This is a genomic window from Pararobbsia silviterrae (assembly GCF_003628125.1).
GTDB classification, from domain to species: Bacteria; Pseudomonadota; Gammaproteobacteria; order Burkholderiales; family Burkholderiaceae; genus Pararobbsia; species Pararobbsia silviterrae.
The window spans coordinates 456,000-476,031 of the sequence record NZ_RBZU01000005.1 but is presented as its reverse complement, the minus strand read 5'-3'; the positions used below and the strand labels follow the sequence as shown (position 1 = coordinate 476,031).

At 59.4% G+C, this 20,032-nt stretch carries 9 protein-coding genes and 2 pseudogenes; 3 read left to right on the top strand and 8 right to left on the bottom strand.

Annotated elements, in window-relative coordinates:
• Positions 1–502: 502 nt before the first annotated feature.
• Positions 503–6,634: a hypothetical protein gene (locus D7S86_RS29130; protein WP_147432333.1), complete on the top strand. Its 6,132-nt coding sequence runs from the start codon at positions 503–505 to the stop codon at positions 6,632–6,634.
• A 68-nt stretch (positions 6,635–6,702) separates the two neighbouring features.
• Here the strand turns inward: D7S86_RS29130 and D7S86_RS14595 are convergent.
• Positions 6,703–7,233 (bottom strand): annotated as a pseudogene (locus D7S86_RS14595) (helix-turn-helix domain-containing protein); the annotation flags it as partial.
• Between the two features lie 339 nt (positions 7,234–7,572).
• On the opposite strand from D7S86_RS14595, the gene D7S86_RS14590 reads away from it, so the two are divergent.
• Positions 7,573–8,598: a ferritin-like domain-containing protein gene (locus tag D7S86_RS14590; protein ID WP_240648150.1), complete on the top strand. Its 1,026-nt coding sequence runs from the start codon at positions 7,573–7,575 to the stop codon at positions 8,596–8,598.
• A gap of 63 nt (positions 8,599–8,661) precedes the next feature.
• On the opposite strand, the gene D7S86_RS14585 is transcribed toward D7S86_RS14590, so the two are convergent.
• Complete coding sequence (locus tag D7S86_RS14585; RefSeq protein ID WP_121087545.1) at positions 8,662–10,107, bottom strand: NAD-dependent succinate-semialdehyde dehydrogenase; 1,446 nt, start codon at positions 10,105–10,107, stop codon at positions 8,662–8,664.
• A gap of 367 nt (positions 10,108–10,474) precedes the next feature.
• On the opposite strand from D7S86_RS14585, the gene D7S86_RS14580 reads away from it, so the two are divergent.
• The gene (locus D7S86_RS14580; protein ID WP_121087544.1) at positions 10,475–12,520 is read left to right on the top strand and encodes a PipA/GogA/GtgA family type III secretion system effector; all 2,046 of its coding nucleotides are present in this window, start codon (positions 10,475–10,477) and stop codon (positions 12,518–12,520) included.
• Here D7S86_RS14580 and D7S86_RS14575 read toward each other — a convergent pair.
• The 6 genes and pseudogenes from D7S86_RS14575 to D7S86_RS14555 all read right to left on the bottom strand — a co-directional run bounded on the left by D7S86_RS14575 (position 12,499) and on the right by D7S86_RS14555 (position 19,700).
• Entirely contained in the window at positions 12,499–13,899 is a 1,401-nt protein-coding gene (locus tag D7S86_RS14575; protein ID WP_121087543.1) for a GntP family permease, read from the bottom strand. The two genes, D7S86_RS14580 and D7S86_RS14575, sit on opposite strands and share 22 nt — an antisense overlap.
• A 181-nt stretch (positions 13,900–14,080) precedes the next feature.
• Positions 14,081–14,953: an aldo/keto reductase gene (locus tag D7S86_RS14570; RefSeq protein WP_121087542.1), complete on the bottom strand. Its 873-nt coding sequence runs from the start codon at positions 14,951–14,953 to the stop codon at positions 14,081–14,083.
• Positions 14,954–15,094: 141 nt separating this feature from the next.
• Positions 15,095–16,699, bottom strand: a complete 1,605-nt coding sequence (locus D7S86_RS14565; RefSeq protein ID WP_240648163.1) for a rhodanese homology domain-containing protein — start codon at positions 16,697–16,699, stop codon at positions 15,095–15,097.
• Between the two features lie 114 nt (positions 16,700–16,813).
• Positions 16,814–17,275: pseudogene (locus D7S86_RS30210) on the bottom strand (cysteine dioxygenase family protein); the annotation flags it as partial.
• Between the two features lie 347 nt (positions 17,276–17,622).
• A complete protein-coding gene (locus D7S86_RS14560) occupies positions 17,623–18,081 on the bottom strand; it encodes a heme-degrading domain-containing protein (protein ID WP_158601955.1) in 459 nt (152 codons plus the stop codon).
• Between the two features lie 83 nt (positions 18,082–18,164).
• On the bottom strand, positions 18,165–19,700 hold the full coding sequence (locus D7S86_RS14555; RefSeq protein ID WP_121087539.1) for an MFS transporter: 1,536 nt from the start codon (positions 19,698–19,700) through the stop codon (positions 18,165–18,167).
• Between the last annotated feature and the right edge of the window lie 332 nt (positions 19,701–20,032).

Sequence of the window (20,032 nt, the reverse complement as noted above, 5' to 3'; positions counted from 1 at the left end):
GTTGGCGGCCATCATGCCGCGTCGCCGGAGACTCAGGGCCACCGTTGCGCCGACGATCGAAATCTTGTCGCCGTCCTATCAAGCGGAGCGCGTTACTACGCCCACGCACGAGGATGCGACGTACTTTAGCTCAGCACCGTCGAACAATCAGACTGCGGCCCCGGAAATGTCGTCTCCCGGCGTTGCTGTGTCAGACGGAGCACGCGACACAGACGATTGGACTCACTCGCCGATTGAATTCCTCACGACTTCGACGATCACCGCACCGATAGGCGCGTCTTTCCCAAATCCACGCGCGGCGACGAGCCACGATTACAGCAAGGTAAGCGACGCACCTCTGCAAGAGGGCAGTGTCCTCAATGCATTTCAAACAACCCACCCAATTGAACCGAAAACGTTATATCGAAATAGCGAGCCTACCGAAATATATAACGATCATGCATTTATGGCATTTCCCACACGTAGGTCGAATGAAAGCCCGAGTATGTGGAACGAGGCGGAGATGTTGGGCGATCAAGCGTTCTCGAACATTGCATCGGGCACAAACGTCTCGGAAACGGAGATGGAACGCGCGGAGGATATCGAGGAACGCGCCCTCGGTTATTTAAGAAAGGCTTATGGAAATAAGCCGTCTTATGATTTCTATGCAAATTTGTACCAATCAGGACCAGAAGATCTAGCGCAACAAAACTATATCCGAGCGGCACTCGGCAACAGAACCCTACTTGAAAGCCAATTCTCGCAAGTCGATCGAGATCTGCTATTCCAACTTCTCGTTAATCAGCGTGAATTTGGCGAAGGCGGCATCGAAGGTTATATATTCAATAAAATTATCGAACGCCCGTCCGATCAATCGTTCCGGCTGAGTGAGCTGAGTAACCTCACTCAATCTTCAAGCAGTCTATTTGGAAATGCGACGAAAAGTGAAAAAACCATCATCTCGGGTATGGTGGACTATTTTTTTCCGCTATCGCGCCATCCTAAATTACAGAACGTGGATTTGAAATCCCCGGATTATTATTTACTTCACCTCGGGGCCCACGCTGCGATGAGAGCCAATTGGAATATATCCTCCATGGAGGAAGACGCCATTCGCGCCATCGGTCGATCGGTTCTCATTGCGTCTTTGATCGATCGGGATTTTATCTTCTGGATGATCAAGGCCGTTGAATTTCCAGCCAAACTAAGTCACGCGATCAAGACGCCAACCGCGCGAGAATACACAAAAATACCCAATGAGATCGTGTCGGAGTTTGTTAAAACAATACTCGGTGAGAACGATAAAATCGATCCAGTCCAAACGGTACGTGATCTTAGAGATAAATACAAGTCTTATGAGCAATTTGCCAAAGAAGCGCTCGCCGAGGGGATTAAATTGAGGCAATGCCATAAGGATTCTTCGCTCCGTTGGGCGCTAAAAGATCAGAGATGTCTCAAACCGGAAGGTGCGAAATACTCGGGCGGCGTACATGGCACTGACTTACAGATCAATCCCATCATCCCATTCAAATCGCAAAATGAAGTGCTGGCGAAAAAAATAGCAGAAATAGATGAAATAGGACTGTATTTGTATTTCCTAAACCTCCCCGCCGTCGATCGCTCGATGTTCGAGAATTTCGATTGCATGATATTGAAAAACGTCGGGCCTGGACTATTTAGCACGCCAGAATCAAATAGAAGTTACATCAAAACTCTAACGTTTTTACTTTTAAATAATGGAAGCCAGCAGTACATCTACGCGTTGGCGATAACCGAGCAAGGGTATCGAACATTTCATTACATTGATGTGACGGGGAAGGATCCATTTACGTACTATACAATCGCGCCGTACTTCGGGTCGCCCGGTACGATCCGAGTTCGGCTTGTTTCAACAAAAAAAAATCATCCGCGCTCGAATGACCTCGGCGAACTTGCAAAATTCATTGCCGAATATCACGAAGGCGCGATTTACGAAGAGCTTAATAGCGCCATCCCCGCTGAAAAAAGCACCGTTTCGGATTTTGTTAAACGTTGGTTACTGCCTTTTTATGGTTGCACTCCGGAAGGCTCTTCCGATCCTCTTGGCCCGGCAAATTGCGCCGCCGATATATCATTCTTCGCATTTGGTCCTCTGGCTAAATTATTCAATTATTCGCTTCGTGCCGGCATGATCGGATTGCGCGAAGCCGGAAAAACACTGGCACGACTCGAAGGACGTCAGTTGACATTTGCACTGATTAGACGAGAAGGGTTCGAATTTTTATATCGAGCAAAAATGAATATCGAGCAATTTTTAGATATTGGTGTTATGGAAGACGTGTTGGGTTCCATTGCCGGGACCACGTATCCCGTATTGTGGATGCTCGTCACCGAGCATGAAAAAATTTGGACGACAGTAAGATCAATTGCTAATGCGTTAATCAAGGGCGGCAAATTAATCGTGCCTAAATTGTCACGTAGCGCGATGCGATCAGGAACCACCGCGCTGAGTGAGCTGCAATCGGCATTCACTCAAACGATGATGCAAAATAGCTTACGCGTCGACTTGGAAATATTTTTAACACCTCGCAGCAAATCCAGTGATGACTTCACGTCTCTGGCGTTAAAGAAAGGAATTTTTGCTATCGCCGGCGAAAAGTTTGGTACGGATGTCAATGGCTACGGCGTCGATATCGAGGGAAAAATATACACATTCATTCCGGCACGTACCGATTATTCCGCCGGCTGGATTCAAGGCACTCGAAAAAATGCGGAAGAATTCTATGTCTCTTGGAATGGTGAGCGATTTGAATTCTGTGGTCGATACAATACTTTATCGTGTGCAACCGACAGTATCATCGACACAACAAGCCAAACTTCGACTCTTGAGGCTTATCTCGATGCGCGAATCGATGCTTATGATCCTGAAATCTCAAGCAAAACGGTGTTGAATCAAGAAAGAGGTGTTCATTTTATCGCTGACAAAGAAGCAGTCGCAGACAGTAATACGCCCTCATTGCGTACTGCACTTTCGATCAACGGCAAATTCTACAAATTCAACGCCCTGGATGCCTCTTTTTCTGAGGGTATTATTTTCCCGGCAACCGGCGATGCAACGTCGAGTTTTGGGAACGTTGCCGCCTACGTGCGTTGGAATGTTGATCATTATGAGTTAATTGATGGCGTCGATCTTATCAAAATAAAATCCAAAACAATGATGCTTGATGCGATTGCGTCGTACCCGACACTCGGAGACATTTCCGATGACATCAAGGAAATGGAGATATTTTTCCGTGCGGAATCTGAACATCCATGGTGTCGTATCGGTAATAAGGCATATCCCGTTCGGCCAAATACCGGTTCGCCGAACGAGGTCGTAGTTTTCGACCCTGCGGGCAAAAAGCCGGACGTGATTTTGCGCAACAATTTTGATTTGAACATATGGGCCATCGATCCTGGGTGGATAGAAGATGTGGTCAGAACGGAGTGGGCGGCGACGCCAATAACGGTCGAAAGATCTTCGCTTCAAAATAGTAAAAATCCGTGTGCCTCGGGTTACCGAGAAGGTACGCCTCTCGGAGTCGTGTCGTCGAATTGCATTGTGCCGCGCTCGGAAGCAAAATTGCTCCGGGATATACGTATCGCGAAGACGTTTTTGCTAACGACCAGAAACTCGTTGAATGCCTGGTTTGATGCCGTGTCAGTCGATAATGCCAGAGTCGCGGATATATTGTGTCGAATATTCTTTGGTGAGCGATGCAGCGCGTCAAGGTTGAAAGAAATAAGATCCGCGATAACAGAAATTTACAAGACAATCAGTGAGATCGATGTCGATAAAAATATTAAAATTATCAGTGATATGAAAAATAATGCTCTAGGCGAGTTTAAATTTGATCGAAAATTGAATCCCGAATTTGCGAAGGGAGAAATAATTTTCGAATATTCGAGAGAGGCTGCCGGAATTTTATTGGCGGGCGTTGGCGAATCCGAGTATCTTAATGCGATTCTCATCGATTTGATTCACGGCGGATCGATGACCGCGGAAAATTACGAAACGAGGAACGCACGGTTGAATGCCGGTTTGATTAAACATTCTCTCGAAAAAACACCACCGGTTTGGGCGTCTTCCGTATACGCGAAGCAATGGAGCGCGTTGGATATTGCATCGCTTCCGATGCTGGGGCGGCAGTACGCAGCCGGAGCGGTGGATAATCCCATCTTAAATACGGATACGATTGCCCAATTCCTTCGCTTATTGCTTGCCTGCCAAAAAAATCCCGACCTAGTCGATCAGCTATCGGAGTTGAACTCGAGATTCGAAGCAAGATTGAATGATGTGTTAGATCGCCGTGTTCAACATCGAAACAATATTCTCAACAGGGAAATTGCGAGACTGAAAGAGACCGATGTTGATTACGAGGCCAAGTTGGCGCGCATAGCGCTCGACAAGCAACTGAACACGCGAAATCAGGCGCTGGCGATCGGCGTGTCAGAAAATGAAATTCCCGGTTTTTTACTGCAATTTGATTCGATATCTTCAGGAATTGAAGCGAAACGATCTTCGCTGACTCTGGAGGATCAATTATCACTCACCCTCGAGCACCAGGTCGTGCAGTCAATTGCATCGTATCAGGAAAATTTACTCGATATATCTCGGAAATTGAGCGACACCGGAGTGGTAGAGATTAATATAGGCAAATCTCGCGCCCCGTCCACATCGCCCGTTCTCGATAACGCGTTAAAAATCGGAAATAAATTTTATGGCTTTGATGTGGTGAATGATGATTTCACATTTGGCGTGCTGCGTAAGCCAAAAAATACGATCGATATGAATGAAAAGGAGATCAAAATTGCCGTCATGTACAGCAAGGGGCGCTGGCGGCCTATTGCGCGCCGCGAGCTTTTTAGTGATGTTTTTGCTGACGAATCAAAATCGCGATATCTTGCGCGCGATCGACTGGAATGGGTCACGCTCGATAGAACGACACCTTCGACTCCTGCCGAATTTGATTCTGCAAATCTTGATATGACGGTTAAACCGTATGATGAAAATGTGCGCAGTCAAGGCTGGGTGGATAAAATTAAAGGTATTCATTGTGTTTCTTCATCCGATTGTGCAACGTCGGGGGAAAATTTTGAAACTGCGATTTCAATTGATGGCCGGTTATATAAATTCACGACGCTGGAAGGCGATTTTTCAGTTGGTTTCATTTCAACGCCGGACGCGAATACAAAGTCTGGTCTGGCGGACCTTGAGATCTACGTGCGGTGGTCTCGTGATAGATTCAAACTCATGCGCGGCATCGCACTTAGCAATATTGAGTCGAAAACATTGTTAAAACGCGCAATCGCGGGCTATCAATTGAATTCGGAGCCAACGGAGTTTCAGCGAGAAAATGGGATTTTTACTTTATATCAATCTAACTATCTCGTTAGAAGTAGTAGTGGTAGCGGTGATGAAATAAAAATATCCGACCCGAAAGGTGTATTGCCTGATGTGGTTGTTAGATTATCAGATGCGTCGGATCAACCGAATTTGGATCCCGATTGGTTGATGCAAGTTCGAAAGAACGAGTGGGGGGAGATCGCAGAGCCGCAAACACGAATGCAGAAATCTGATGACTTGGGGTCTTGTATCTCGAGCCCCGAAAATGCCGGGGCGGGTGTTTTGAATCGACCAAAGCGTGCGCCGTGTGATTATAAATCGCGCAAGGAGGCCGATCTTAAAAATGATCTCGCCGAGGCTAAGAGAACGGTATTGGCGGCCAAAGAACAAATACTTTCCATGTTGTCAGGGGAGCTTCCGGGAGATAGGGGAATTATAAGTAGTTTAAGCGTGTTGTTATTCGGTGTAAGTTGTGATGATGAGCAATTAATGCGGATTCGCGCCATGGTCGAAAAGACACTTGAGGCTGTCGAGGTCATCGATTTGTCGAAAAATGTAAATATTGTACAACGCAAGGGTGCGTCCGCAATGGGAATGGCTCACAGCGATAGGGGATTGAAACACGGCCCACCTGGAAATAATATATTATTGTCTTTTTGTATGGGAGCATCGGGTATTGCGCTGGGCACACTGAAAGAGCAAGCTTACAAGGTCGCAAGATTTACAAACCTCATTCATGAGGCATCGCATGTGGCAGCGGAGTTTGAAACGCTGGATCATATTTTGAATGGAGTGACCGAGCGGGGGCGCGGTCGCGCGACTACGGCGGGTCATTTTATCATGGAAAAGGAATTCGATATTTCACCTCTTGTTTTTTTGGGTTATCAGCACCGAACTGGATTGATAGAGGTTAATCCGATGCTCAATGCGGATAGTCGCGCATTTTTCGTTACTCTTATGTTGGCGTGCAAAAGGGATGCAAAATTTCTTGACAAATTGGCAGAGAAATTTACCAAATTCAATATTGAATTAAATAAAGAGGCGGATAAAATTGTCAGGGCGAACGAAAAAATATTAAATAAAGATCTAAGTGAAATAGAAAAAGAAATACAGAAAAAGGGCGAGACTCCGGAATTGCAGGGCAGGAAGGACAACAACAAGCGGGCGAGAAACGTAAATACACGTGAAGTGGCGATTGCCACGAGATATGGTGAACATCCGATTCCGCGGTTTACAATACAGGGCACTGATTTGGATTTGAGTAGTTTTGTCGACCCTCATTCGACGTGATGACGGATGCGCGCATGACCATTTGATCTCGGGCAGCGATGGAGCTTGGACAGCCGTTGCTTGCGCGGGAGCCGGCTCGTCGCGTCGTCGACGAAGACGAGCAGCGTACACATCGGCGCCCGATCCTCGAACCACGCGTGCTCACAACCGTCGATCTGGATCAGCTCGCCGAAACACGCACGACGTGCGCGGGGCTGATAGATCTTGGGCAAACGTTGTTTGCGCGGAATCCATAGTCCGGCGATTGTCATCAGATGCCTGAGGGTCTCGGTGCCGAGGACGATGCCATGGCACTCACGTAGCTTCTCGTTGGCAAACGTCGGGCCGAAATCCGGGTAACGCTCGCGGACGATCGCGATCGCTTGGTTGGCTAGCCCGTCTGGCAAACGATGATTGCTCGGATGGTCTCGATGACCTGATCTCAGACCGCTGACGCCTTCCGCTCGATAGCGGTTCGTCAAGCGCTCGATCTGGCGTCGGCTGATGCCCAGCCGCTCGGCAGCACGCCACGGCATCAGGCCACCATCGGCGACAGCCTGGATAACCTTGAGACGATCAAGCTCGCTCATGCTCATGGTGATGAATCCACGTCGGTCCATGATCGTCTCCAGCCTTGCTACACGGCCTTAGCATGCGCCGGAAACGACCTGGGTGCGACATTTCTATTTGGGCCAGGTACGACATTACTACTTGGGGCTGATATCTGAATTAGTCACAATTTGCGTTATGTAAACTATTAAATCTCAGCGGCCGCATTCGTTTCGCAGGCCCTCGAACTGCACGGCGCCGCGATCCTCGATAAAGTCCAAGCAACCTCATGTGCGCCGCACCGGTGAATCCGATCGAACGTGAAGACGCACACGCGCGTCGCGGATGAATCGCGCCACACGCCGGCGCCATGCTCGCCTACGCCATTCGAAGGTCCAACGGAGTTCCGCATGCGCTCGCCGTTGCCCATGCAAGCCGACGACGCCGTCGACGCCGCGTCATTCGACGCCGAAGCGCTCGTGCCGGGATTCATCGAACTGCGTCTCCCGCTCGATCCACCCGACGCAGCCATGCTCGCGCGCGCCGACCGGACGATGCGCGTCTGGCAAAGCGACGTCTCGGGCCCGATCACGATCGGATCGGACATTCACAAGCGCGAAATGTGCCGCATGTTTCGCGACACATTCAATCCTTATCGGCCGTCCGTGCTCGCATGGCCGAACCTCGACGCCGCGACGCGCGACAAGATTGTCTCGTTGCCGATCTGGGACATCGCCGTTCAGACCGAAGGCAAGGCGCGTTTGCGCATGGCGGCGTTCGCATGCATGCAGTCGGATCTCGATCTGCGTCACGCGTTCGCACTCAATGCATGGGAAGAAAGTCGCCACAAAGACGTCCTGACGCGTCTCGTCGAGACCTATGGCGTCGCGCTCGAGCCCGAATCGCCGTACGTCTACCCGGGACGCGCCACGTGGGCCTATCTCGTCACAGGCTACAGCGAGTGCATCGATAGCTTCTTCGCGTTCGGCCTGTTCGACGTGGCCCGCCGCTCGGGCCTGTTCCCTGCGGAACTGATCGAGACCTTCGAGCCCGTGATCCAGGAGGAATGCCGGCACATCCTGCTTTTCGCAAACTGGATCGCCTGGTATCGCGCGAAGCTTTCGTGGCTCGCTCGCCTGCGTTTTGAACTCGAGGTGGCCGGCGTCTGGATCTTTCTTGTCTGGGAACGGATCGGCATCGCGCGTGCGATCGATGGCAACGGTCCGAGCCGCGCACATCGGCAAGACAATAATTTCACGGTCAGCGGCGCTCAATCGGTGTCGAACGGTGGCATCGCTCTGCATGAACTCATGACGATCTGTATCGCCGAAAACGATCGGCGCTTTGCCGGCTACGATGCACGGCTCGCGCGGCCCGTCACGATGCCCAAGATCGTGCGGTTCGCATTGCGCTTCATGAGACCTCGCGCGCGCTAGCTCGCCGGCCGATCAAACACCCGGCAAGCGGACGCGCATCCGCCTGCCGCCCCCACCGGACCGTTATACGGCCATGACCGACACGGCCTTCGTCACGAGATACGGTTCCATGGCCTCCGTGCCGCCTTCCGAACCATAGCCCGAATCCTTGACGCCGCCGAACGGCATTTCCGGCCAGGGCGCCGCGGGCTGATTGATCCAGAGCATGCCGACTTCGAGTCGCTGCGACAGCAGATGCACGTTGCGGAACGACTGCGTGAACGCATAGCCGGCGAGCCCGTACGGCAGGCGATTCGCCTCGGCGATCGCGTCTTCGAGCGTGTCGAAGCCGCGCACGGCGGCGACCGGCCCGAACGGCTCGTTGTTGAACACGTCCGCATCGAGCGAGACATTCGTGATGACGGTCGGCGCGAAGAAGTTGCCTTCCGAACCGACGCGCGCCCCGCCCGTCTCGATTGTCGCGCCCGTGGCGACGGCGTTGTCGACTACCGCGGCCATCGCGGTCAAGCGGCGCGCATTCGCGAGCGGCCCCATGCTCGTGCCTTCGGCAAGACCGTCGCCGACCCGGAGGCTTTGCGCATGCTTGACGAGCGCGCGGCTGAACGCGTCGCGAATGCTGTTGTGCACGAGGAAACGCGTCGGCGAAATGCAGACCTGCCCCGCGTTGCGGAATTTCGCGCCGCCCGATGCCTTGACCGCGAGTTCGATGTCGGCATCTTCGGCGACGATCACGGGCGCGTGGCCGCCGAGCTCCATCGTCGCGCGCTTCATATGTGCGCCCGCGAGCGACGCGAGCTGCTTGCCGACCGGCGTCGATCCCGTGAAGGTGACCTTGCGGATGATCGGGTGCGAGATCAGATAGTTCGAAATCTCGGCCGGATTGCCGAACACGAGACCGACCGTACCGGCCGGCACCCCTGCCTCGACGAACGCCTTGATGAGTTCCGCCGGCGACGCCGGCGTCTCCTCGGGCGCCTTCACGAGGAACGAGCAGCCGCTCGCGAGCGCCGCGCTGAGCTTGCGCACGACCTGATTGACGGGGAAATTCCACGGCGTAAACGCGGCGACCGGACCGACCGGTTCTTTCAGCACGAGCTGTTGCGCCTGAAGGTTGCGTGCCGGCACGACACGTCCGTAGACACGGCGCCCTTCATCGGCGAACCATTCGATGACGTCGGCGGCCGCGAGCACTTCGATACGCGCTTCGACGAACGGCTTGCCTTGTTCCATGACCATCAGCCGGGCAATCGCGTCGGCGCGCTCGCGCACGATCGACGCGGCCTTGCGCATGACGCTCGCGCGTTCGTGCGCGGGGATCTTGCGCCATGCGTCGAAGCCCTTCTGCGCGGCGGCGAGCGCACGGTCGAGGTCGGCAATGCCCGCGTGCGCCACCGTGCCGATGACTTTGCCGGTAGCCGGATTCAGAACGTCGAGGGTTTTGCCGTTCGCCGCGTCGGACCAGACGTTGTCGATCAGCAAGCGCGTATCGGTGTAGGAAGTCGTAACCATGCTCGAATTGGAAAGTTGTCGGACGCGGCCCGCGTCGCACGCGGTAAGCGATCCACGGTCAGGCACAACGTCCCGCGAGCACGCCGGATCGCGCACGATACCGGATCGCGGCACGCCCGACGCGTCGACGAAGCGTCATGCAATGAGCGGCCGATTCTAGCCCATTGCGGCGAAACGCACCGGCTCACGCCTGTCGGCGGCCGGCGCGCCGAGCCGTAAGCGATCGGCCCGCTTTGGACAAATTGTGCATGGACGGAGCGAATACGCTGACGGCTTAGCGTTGCGGGGCCGAGTGCAGGATCGATCGCCGGCGCGCATCGATCGAGATTGTCACCCCGAACGTCATGTCGAGATTGCGAGGTCAACCATGTTTCCTGCCGCTTCGGTTCGCGATCAGCGGTGTCAGCCCTACACCTTGCCCCATCCGCCCGAAGGGCGTCGCGACTATGCAATTCGCCATCAGGAAGCGCGACTGGCGAACGACTATCCGGATCTGTGGGCGCAGACGACCGATAATCCGTCGTCGGCGCGACTCCGACACGATCTCGTGGCCACCGACGATCACCCGCTCCAGGCATCGGACGAACTCGTCGCCCGGATGATCGTCGACGCGCAGATCGCATGGATCGACGATGCGAATCGATCCCTGTGCGATGTCGAGGCGATCGACACGCTGCACGACGTGATCACACGAGCTTACGAACGAAGCGCGACATTCCGCCGTCTGTTCAATTACGCGACGCGAGACGTCGATGCGCCGCGCTGGCAGTTGCAAACCGATGGCCCGCTCTCGATCGTGCTGCATGGCGTGTCGCCCGAACACGATGCGGCTCATGGCGCGATCACGTTCAACTTGGACGCGTGCCGCGGCGATGCGCGCGATCCGGCACGGACTTATATGACCGCTCGGGGCAGCGAAGCTTTGCCGCTGCCGCGCGCCTATCTCGGCGTCATCGTGCCGGCGCTGACGCGTCTTCCGGATGACGACTGCTGGCATGCACGCGGGCCGAATATCGAGTACGTCAATCTTATCTGCAAGGAAATGGGCCATTTGGAACTCGCGTGCATGTGTCGCGAGTTCTCCGACATGTTGCACGCGACCGCTACGCAATCGACGCGCGTCGATCCCATGCGGCCCGCGGTCAGGAATATGAACGATTCCCGCGCGTTCGAGATCGCCTCTTCCCGGATCGTCGAGCTCGGCGCATGCCCGGACGAACCGCCCCTCGCCAGGAAACGCGACCGTCGATTGATGTTGCTTTCGGGCGGCACGCCGATCGTCGACTTATGGCCTGCCTGCGCCGTGAACGCATCGCCCGGGGCCGCACCGGCCCCGGGCGATTGCCCGCCTTCACCCGGGGCACGGCTCGCCCCCCTGCCGGACGCGCGCGAGCCTGTCCTCGAATCGGCCGTGCCGCCCGACGCGTGCGCAGATGTGGCGGGTTCGTCGGCTTTTGACGCATGGCGACCTGCGTCGACGACACAGCGCGAAGCCTTGGATTTGACGACGTCGATCTCGCATCCGCAAGACGGCGAGAAAGCCCCGGTCGTCCCGGTCGTCCCGGTCGTGTTAACGAGCGGTGTCGCACGAACGCTCGACGAATGGAGAACGCTGGTCGGACCGTATGCGATACCCGACGACGAACGCAGAAGTACGCAGGCGGAGTGGGTTCGGGTCACGCAGCGCCGAACGCTGTGCGAATTTCTTATCCAGCCGAGTTTGCGCGATCAGCTCATCGTCGCTTTGTCGCAAGGCAGCCGATGCGCGTGGCCCGCGCGATCGACTCGATGGTGGCTCGAAATGCTGGAGTCGAATATCGAGGCGGGGCACATTAGGCCATGTCATGCGCTGGCCATCGTGACCGAACCATGCGCGGGGACCTACAAAGGAAGCTTTGCGGCGGGACTCATGTCGTGCGCCGATTCCTATCCGGATGAAGTGAACCTCTTTATCGCGGTCATCAAATCGATACTCGCGCAAGTCAAGGTACGAAGCGATCACTCGGGCGTGGCGGCAAGCGTGAGACTCGATCTGCTCAACTCGGTGGGCCCCCCCTTGCTAGGCGGGGTCGGCAAGCATGCCGACACGATGCGCGATTTCTACGATTGGGTCGCACGATCGACGCCCACGAAAAATCCCGGCATCGCGACCCAGCTTAAGAGCCTGGATCTCCTTCCCCGGGCTGACGAGCGCGCATCCAAGCACATGCGACAGCGCTCCGTCAGGACGGTATCGCCTTATGTCCGCATGACGCGCGTGTTGAACCTGGAGGCGGCGTCGACGAGCCACGTTTCGCCGCTCGCGACGCGGGCGTTTCACCTCGTCGCGCAAGAGGTCGTGGCCGCGCTGAGCGATCGCCGGCTGATCGACATCGACGCGGGCCTGGCGGCTCAGACTAGCCCGGTCAGATAAAACACGGCGATCACGAAGAACACGGCGAGCGTCTTGATGACCGTGACCGCGAAAATGTCCTTGTACGATTCGCGGTGCGTGAGCCCGGTGACGGCCAGCAGCGTGATGACCGCGCCGTTGTGCGGCAGCGTATCCATGCCGCCGCTCGCCATCGCGACGACACGGTGCAGGACCTCCATCGGAATGCCGGCGGCCTGTGCGTTCTTGATGAACAGGTCCGACATCGCCGCGAGCGCGATGCTCATGCCGCCCGACGCCGAGCCGGTGATGCCCGCGAGCGAACTCACCGAGACGGCCGCGTTGACGAGCGGATTCGGAATCTGCTTGAGGCCGTCCGCGACGACGAGAAAGCCGGGCAACGCGGCGATCACGCCGCCGAAGCCGTATTCCGACGCCGTGTTCATCGCCGCGAGCAAGGCGCCGCCGACCGCCGCCTTCGTGCCGCTGGCGAACTTTTCGCGCACGCGCGAGAACGCGGATACGACGACGAGCGTGATGCCGAGCAGCAGCGCGCCCTCGACGGCCCAGATCGCGACGAGCGACTTGACCGGCGCGACGACAGGCGTATGAATGCCCGGCAACGCATTGGCGGCGACCGTGTAGCTGTCGCCGTACCACTGCGGAATGAGTTTCGTCAGCGCGAAGTTCGCGACCCCGACGAGCACGAGCGGCGCGATCGCGAGCACGGGGTTGGCCAGCACGCCCGATTCGACGCGCTCGGGTTCGTTGACGAGCGACGTGCCATAGCCCTCGCCGCGCGCTGCCGCGCCGCGGCGACGCCATTCGAGGTACAGCAGCCCGACCGCGATGATGAACACGGAGCCGATCGTGCCGAGCGCGGGCGCGGCCCAGGCGGTCGTCTTGAAGAACGTCGTCGGAATGATGTTCTGGATCTGCGGCGTGCCCGGCAGCGAATCCATCGTGAACGAGAACGCCCCGAGCGCGATCGCGCCGGGCAGCAGGCGCTTCGGAATATTGCTTTGGCGATAGAGCTCGGCCGCGAACGGATAGACCGCGAAGACCGCGACAAATAGCGAGACGCCGCCATACGTGAGCAGCGCGCAGACCGCGACGATGACCGCATTCGCGCGCGAACGGCCGATATAGCGAATCGCGGCCGCCACGATCGATTCGGAGAATCCCGCGAGTTCGATCACCTTGCCGAACACGGCGCCCAGCAAAAACACGGGGAAATAGAGTTTGACGAAGCCGACCATCTTCTCCATGAAGATGCCGCTGAACACGGGCGCGACGGCCGAAGGTTCGGTCAACAGCACGGCCCCGAGCGCGGCGATCGGCGCGACGAGGATCACGCTGTATCCGCGATAGGCCGCGAACATCAGGAATACGAGTGCGGCGAGCACGACAATAAACGCCATGACGTCTCCTAGAGCGATTTTGACTATTTTTCGAGCGACGACGCGCGCGCGAAAAAATGCGCCGTCTGCGCGCGATGCTACCCGACGCGCAAACGATGCAACATACGCAAAAAGACGTAATGGGGATCGAACGTGCGCCTAACGTGCTCGATCGGCGCACGCATATCGCGTCATCGCATCGTCAAGCCGTGACGCGCCCTGCCCGGTCGAGTTCGGCGAACTCGGCGTCCGTGAGCTTGACCTGCGCGGCGGCGACGTTTTCGACGAGATGATCGACACTGCCCGTGCCGGGAATCGGCAGGATCACAGGCGAGCGTTTGAGCAGCCAGGCGAGCGCGATGGCGCCGATCGCGACACCATGGGATTTCGCGATGTCGTCGAGCGCCGAGCCCGGCTGCGCGAGCGAACCGGCCGCGAGCGGAAACCACGGGATAAAGCCGATCGCGTGTTGCTCGCAGTAGTCGAGCACGGCCTCGCTTTGTCGATCGCCGAGGTTGTAGCGGTTCTGCACGCTGACCACGGGGAAGTGTTTGCGCGCCGCCTCGATCTCCTCGACGTTGACCTCGCTCAGACCGACGTGGCGGATCAGGCCTTCCTGCCGGAGTTTGGCGATTTCGCCGAAGGTTTCCTCGCGCGGCGTCTTCGGATCGATCCGGTGCAGTTGCCAGAGATCGATGCGCTCGACGCCGAGCCGGCGCAGGCTCATGAGCACGCATTGACGCAGATATTCGGGCCGTCCGACCGGCGCCCAGCGATCGGGACCATGACGCGTGAGCCCGCCCTTGGTCGCGATCAACAATCCGTCGTACGGATGCAAGACTTCGCGGATCAGGTCTTCGCTCGTGTTCGGGCCGTAGCTGTCGGCCGTGTCGATGAAGTTGACGCCGAGCTCGGGCAGACGCGCCAGCGTCGCGCGCGCGGCGGCCGGATCGGCCGGATCGCCCCAGATGCCCTTGCCGGTGATGCGCATGGCGCCGAAGCCGAGACGATTGACGCTGATATCGCCGCCGATCTTGAACTGCCCCGATGCGGCAGCCGAAACGGTTTGACTCATGATGCGGGCTCCTTGAACACAGTCGTGCCGCGCCGCCCCGATGGCGCGCGGCGAAGTCGGTGACACGATGCGGGCCTCGATCGTACGCGCAAAGCGCACACGCGTCAGACAGCGGCGCGCAACACTGAATTCAGCGGCGCTTCAGATCACGCGAAAGCCATGCGTGCCGTCACGTTCGAGCTGCGCGACCAGGCCGTATTCCCAGTCGAGATAGCCCTGCATGGCCTCGCGCGGATTGTCGGTGCCTTCATACGGACGCCGGTAGCGATCGATGCGCGGCGACGCGAGCCGCGTCTCGCCCGATTCGAGCGGCAGCCCCTGCGCGGCCCATGCGGACGTGCCGCCCGCGAGCACGTCGACGGGCTTGCCCGTCAACGCGGCGAGCTCAGGCGCCGCGTAGCGCGCGAGCGTGCTGCTCGCGCACGTGAGCACATAGCACCGCGCGGGTGGAATCGTCGCGAGCGCATGTTCGAGATCGGCGCGCAGCACGAACCAGGCGCCCGGAATATGCGCGCTCACGTAGCGCGCGCTGGTCGTCAGATCGAGCACGGCGATATCGCCCGGCGGGCTCGCATCGAGCAGGCGCGAGAGTTCCGCGGGCAGCACTTCGCGTACGGGCGGCGCCGGCGGCCGGGGCGCGGCGCGCGGCCCCGTTTCGCTGAAATCGCGCGCGTCGAGGCCGTCGATCACGTAGACGTCGTGGTTCATCTGCGCGAGCCACGACCCCGTCATGTTCGCGCGCACGCCATCGTCATCGACGAGCACGACGCGCGCGCCGCGCACGGGCACGACGACCTCCGTTTCCTGGACGAGTTGTCCGCCGGGCGCACTCTGCGCCTCGGGCAGATGGCCCGCCTCGAATTCCTCGGGGGTTCGGACGTCGAGCAGATACGTCGTGCGCGCATCGTCGGCGAACCACGTCTTCAGGTCGGCCGCGGACGCGCGACGCACGCCGGCCCGATTCGCGACCGTGCGCGCCGCAGCGGCGGCCGTATCGCGCGTCGCGGTTTCGACGGGTCCGAAACGGCGCGCGCTGCCGCGTTCGAGCGTCTGCCCCGCGAGTGTCCAGCCGATCGTGCCGTTACGCAGCGCCGCGACCGGGTTCGGGATGCCCGCGTTGACGAGCGATTGGGCGCCGATGATGCTGCGCGTGCGTCCCGCGCAATTGACGATCACGCGCGTCGACGGATCGGGCGCGAGCGCGCCCACGCGCAACACAAGTTCGGCGCCCGGCACCGAGATGCCGGTCGGGATGTTCATCGTCGCGTATTCGTCGAAGCGGCGCGCGTCGAGCACCACGACGTTCTCGCCGCGATCGATGAGGTCCTTGACCGCCTCGGCCGGCAGCGACGGTGTATGACGTTGCGCTTCGACGAGTTCGCCGAACGCCTTGCTCGCCGAATTGACGTCGCGAAAGAGCTCGCCGCCCGCCTGCTCCCAGCCTCGCAGACCGCCCTCGAGCGTGGCGACATCGGTATAGCCGAGTTCGACGAGCTTGCGCGCCGCGCGCTGCGCGAGCCCCTCGCCGTAGTCGAATACGACGATCGGAACGGTCAGGCGCGGCAGTCGCGTGTGGACATCGAGTTCGAGGCGCGACAGCGGCAGATTCGACGCGAACAGCGGATGGGCCTTCGCGTGCGGATCTTCCTCGCGGACATCGAGGATCGCGATCTCGTGACGCGCGACGAGCGCGGAACGTATCGATGCGTAGCTGCGCGTGCGGACCGGCGCATGATCGGTCGTGATGTTCCAGATGTTCGGCAAGGTCGTATTCGAATAGCCGGACACGAAGCGTTTCGGATGTCCGGCGAGGTCATAGGTCGAGCGCCGCACACCGCCGATGTTCGCGCCGTAGACGTGAATGCTGATCGAATCGCGGTCGTCGTAGGCGTTACGCACGAAATGGATGTCGCCGACAGACGGCGATACGGCCTCGACGTCGCCGCGTTCGAGGCGATGCGCGGCACCGGCTTCGCGCAACGTGCCGTCGGGTGCGCGCGTGTAGGGCTGCGAGAGTTCGGCGCCGCGCAGCACGCCGATCAGGCCCCAGACTGTGTGGTCGTGAATCGGCGTCTGCTGGCCCGGCCCCCAGACAAAACTCACGACGGAAAAACGCCCGCCCGTATCGGCGTGCAACAGGTATTGGCAATAGCGTGCCGGATCGGCCACCGCATAGTCGGGCGGGAGCCAGTCGTCGTCGGCGAGCAGCGCGCGCAGCAGATCGGCGCCATGACGCAGGATGTCGGACTCCGATCGCGCGTCATCGAGTAAGGCGCCGAAGCCGGTGACGAAGTGTCGGAGTCTTGCGAGATTGGAGGTCATGGCGAGTATCGCGTGGGGATCGATGCGCGTCGGTGCGCGTCGGTGCGCGCATGCCGCCGTCCGCCCGGGGACGCGGCCATGCTCAACGGCGCGCTCAGCCGCAGTGTCGCCCAGACGCACGATCGCGCAAAGCGCCAAATGCGATGACCTTAGCTCGGATCGTCATGTACGAAGGCGGCTCTCGCGTCGCGGGCTTGCACGCGCCCGTCGACGTTTGCCCTTCGCGCCTGCCTCCGCGACTCGCTGTCGGCCCCCGATCGCGCGCGTACCCTGCTCTCGCATACGCATCGCGCGCCGGACGGCCTGCGACGCCCGAGCCTGCCTGAGGCCCGACCTCGCGACGCCGCTTACGCCGGATACCGCAGGCGCGTGAGCGCCGCGATGACCGTCGCGTGATCGAGATAGCCGGGCAAGCCCGACACGGTCACCACACCGACCGGGCCCAGCCCCGCGACGAGAATCGGCACCGCGCCGCCGTGTCCCGCGAATTCCTCTTCGGGCACGGCCTTGCTGTCGTGAATCGATGTGCCGCGTTCGGCTTGCTCGCGATTGATCCGGAACGAGGACTTCGCGAAACGCCGCACGCTGTTGCGCTTGCGGCGGATCCACTCATGGTTGTCGGGCGTCGTGCCCGGCAAGGCGAGGCTGTAGACGGTCCGCTCGCCGACGAATATGTCGAACGCGATCGGCAGCTCGCGCGCCAAAGCGTCCTCGCGCAGCAGATCGCCGAGCGCGATCGCATCGCGATGCGTGAAGCGTTCGAAGGTCAGCGCGGCTTCCTGCGCCGCGACATCTTGGGAAGCCATCGTTTGGGTCGTCTCGGGAATCGTTGGAGTCATGGCAGTCGGTCGAAAAACGGCGTCGGGCGCCGGATGCGGAAAGGTTCGGATCAGTCGAGGACCTGCGGCGGCGCGGCCTTCGCATTGAGCGTCATATCGGGGATCTTGCGCACGAGCAGGATCGCGGCCGTCATCGCGACCGCGACGCAGAGCACGCCCGTATGAATCGAGCCGACGAGCAATTGCCGGCCCATGCCGAGCAGTTGCGGCCCGTCGAACCCGGCTTGCGCGAGGTCGGTCAGCAAGGAGGCGCGCGTGCCCGCATCGACGAGCACCTGCGGATCGCCGAGCCGCGCGCTCCAGTGCGCCGCATTGGCGGCGCCGGTCAGATTCGCGAAGGCATCGGCGACGCCGCTCGCGTAGCTTCGCGCGACGATCGAACCGACCGCGGCCGTGCCGATCATGCCGCCGACCATGCGGGTCGACTGCATGAGGGCGGTCGTGATGCCGAGGTTCGCGCGTCCCGCGATCTCCTGGCCGAAGATATTCATGTTGTTGAGCACGAAGCCGAGCCCGACGCCGCCGCAGGCGAGCGCGATTTCGAGCACCGCGAGCGGCGTGTAGCGATACGTCATCGCGACGCCGAGACACGCGATCAGCAGCAGCGTGAAACCCGCGCTGAGGATCGACACGGGCTTGCGCAGATGCACGACGATGCGCGTGTTGAGCAGGCTGCCGCCCGCGATGCAGACCGGCAACGGCGTCGCGAGCAGACCGGCCTGCTGCGGCGACAAGCCGAAGCCGCCCTGCAACAGCAAGGGCGCGAAGAAGATCAACGAAAACATCGAGACGCCGGCAAGCGTCGACAACGTGAACAGCACGACGAGCTTGCCGTTCTCGAACAGACTCATCGGCACGATCGGGTGCGGCGCGCGCCGCTCGCAGGCGACAAAGGCGATCGCGCTCGCGACGGTCACCGCGAGCAGCACGAGGTTGCCCGTGTCGAGGCCGCGCCGCGGCACGTTCTCGACACAGAGCTGCAGTGAGGCGAGCGCGACGGTCAGCAAGGCGGCGCCGAGCCAGTCGATGCGAACCCGTCCTTCATGCGCGCGCCGGAAGTACGGCAGGTAGCGGACCACGCAATACAGTCCCGCGAGGCCGACGGGCAGATTCACGAGGAACGTCGAGCGCCAGCCGTATTGTTCGCAGAGAAACCCGCCAAGCGACGGACCGGCGGCCGTGCCGATCCCATACGCGCCCGCGAGCACGACTTGCCAACGCACGCGCGCGCGCGGATCGGGAAACAGGTCGGGGATCGACGCGAACGCGGTGCCGACCATCATGCCGCCGCCGACGCCCTGCAAACCGCGCGCGATCACGAGCAGCAGCATCGACGGCGCGATGCCGCACAGCACCGAGGCGATCGTGAACGTCACGATCGCCGCGACGACGAACGGCTTGCGACCGAAATAGTCGCCGAGGCGGCCGAAGATCGGCACCGTCACGACCGACGCGAGCAGATAGGCGCTCGCCATCCACGCGTAGTATTCGAAGCCCTGGAGTTCGGACAGGATCGACGGCAAGGCCGTGCTGACGACGGTCTGGTCGAGCGCGACGAGCATGTTGACGAGCCCGATGCCGAGCATGGCCAGCAAGGAATCGCGGAACGGCCTGGCGTGCGCCGGGGAGGAAGACGAGGAGTCCGTCGAGGGAGGCGTCGAAGCAGTCACTGGGCCGGGTCGAAATGCGGTGAGGCGGTTACGCGGGTTGTCGGAGCGGAGGTGCGCCGGGCCGCGAGGCCCGGCGCGACGATTGTACTCAATCGGCGCACCCCGCGTCAGCGTAGGTGTCGACCCGGCGCGGCGCGCGGCCCCCGTGCAGATGCGGATCGGGCCTGAGGTTGTACACGGCGTCAACGCGGGCGTCGGCCCGGCGCCGCGCGCGATCATGCGCCTTCGTGCATCACATCGTCCGCGAT

Excerpts from the sequence above, each read along its gene's own strand:
- D7S86_RS29130 (WP_147432333.1), top strand. The coding sequence starts at position 503 with ATGTTGGGCGATCAAGCGTTCTCGAACATTGCATCGGGCACAAACGTC.
- D7S86_RS14590 (WP_240648150.1), top strand. The coding sequence starts at position 7,573 with ATGCGCTCGCCGTTGCCCATGCAAGCCGACGACGCCGTCGACGCCGCG.
- D7S86_RS14585 (WP_121087545.1), bottom strand. The coding sequence starts at position 10,107 with ATGGTTACGACTTCCTACACCGATACGCGCTTGCTGATCGACAACGTC.
- D7S86_RS14580 (WP_121087544.1), top strand. The coding sequence starts at position 10,475 with ATGTTTCCTGCCGCTTCGGTTCGCGATCAGCGGTGTCAGCCCTACACC.
- D7S86_RS14575 (WP_121087543.1), bottom strand. The coding sequence starts at position 13,899 with ATGGCGTTTATTGTCGTGCTCGCCGCACTCGTATTCCTGATGTTCGCG.
- D7S86_RS14570 (WP_121087542.1), bottom strand. The coding sequence starts at position 14,953 with ATGAGTCAAACCGTTTCGGCTGCCGCATCGGGGCAGTTCAAGATCGGC.
- D7S86_RS14560 (WP_158601955.1), bottom strand. The coding sequence starts at position 18,081 with ATGGCTTCCCAAGATGTCGCGGCGCAGGAAGCCGCGCTGACCTTCGAA.
- D7S86_RS14555 (WP_121087539.1), bottom strand. The coding sequence starts at position 19,700 with ATGCTCGGCATCGGGCTCGTCAACATGCTCGTCGCGCTCGACCAGACC.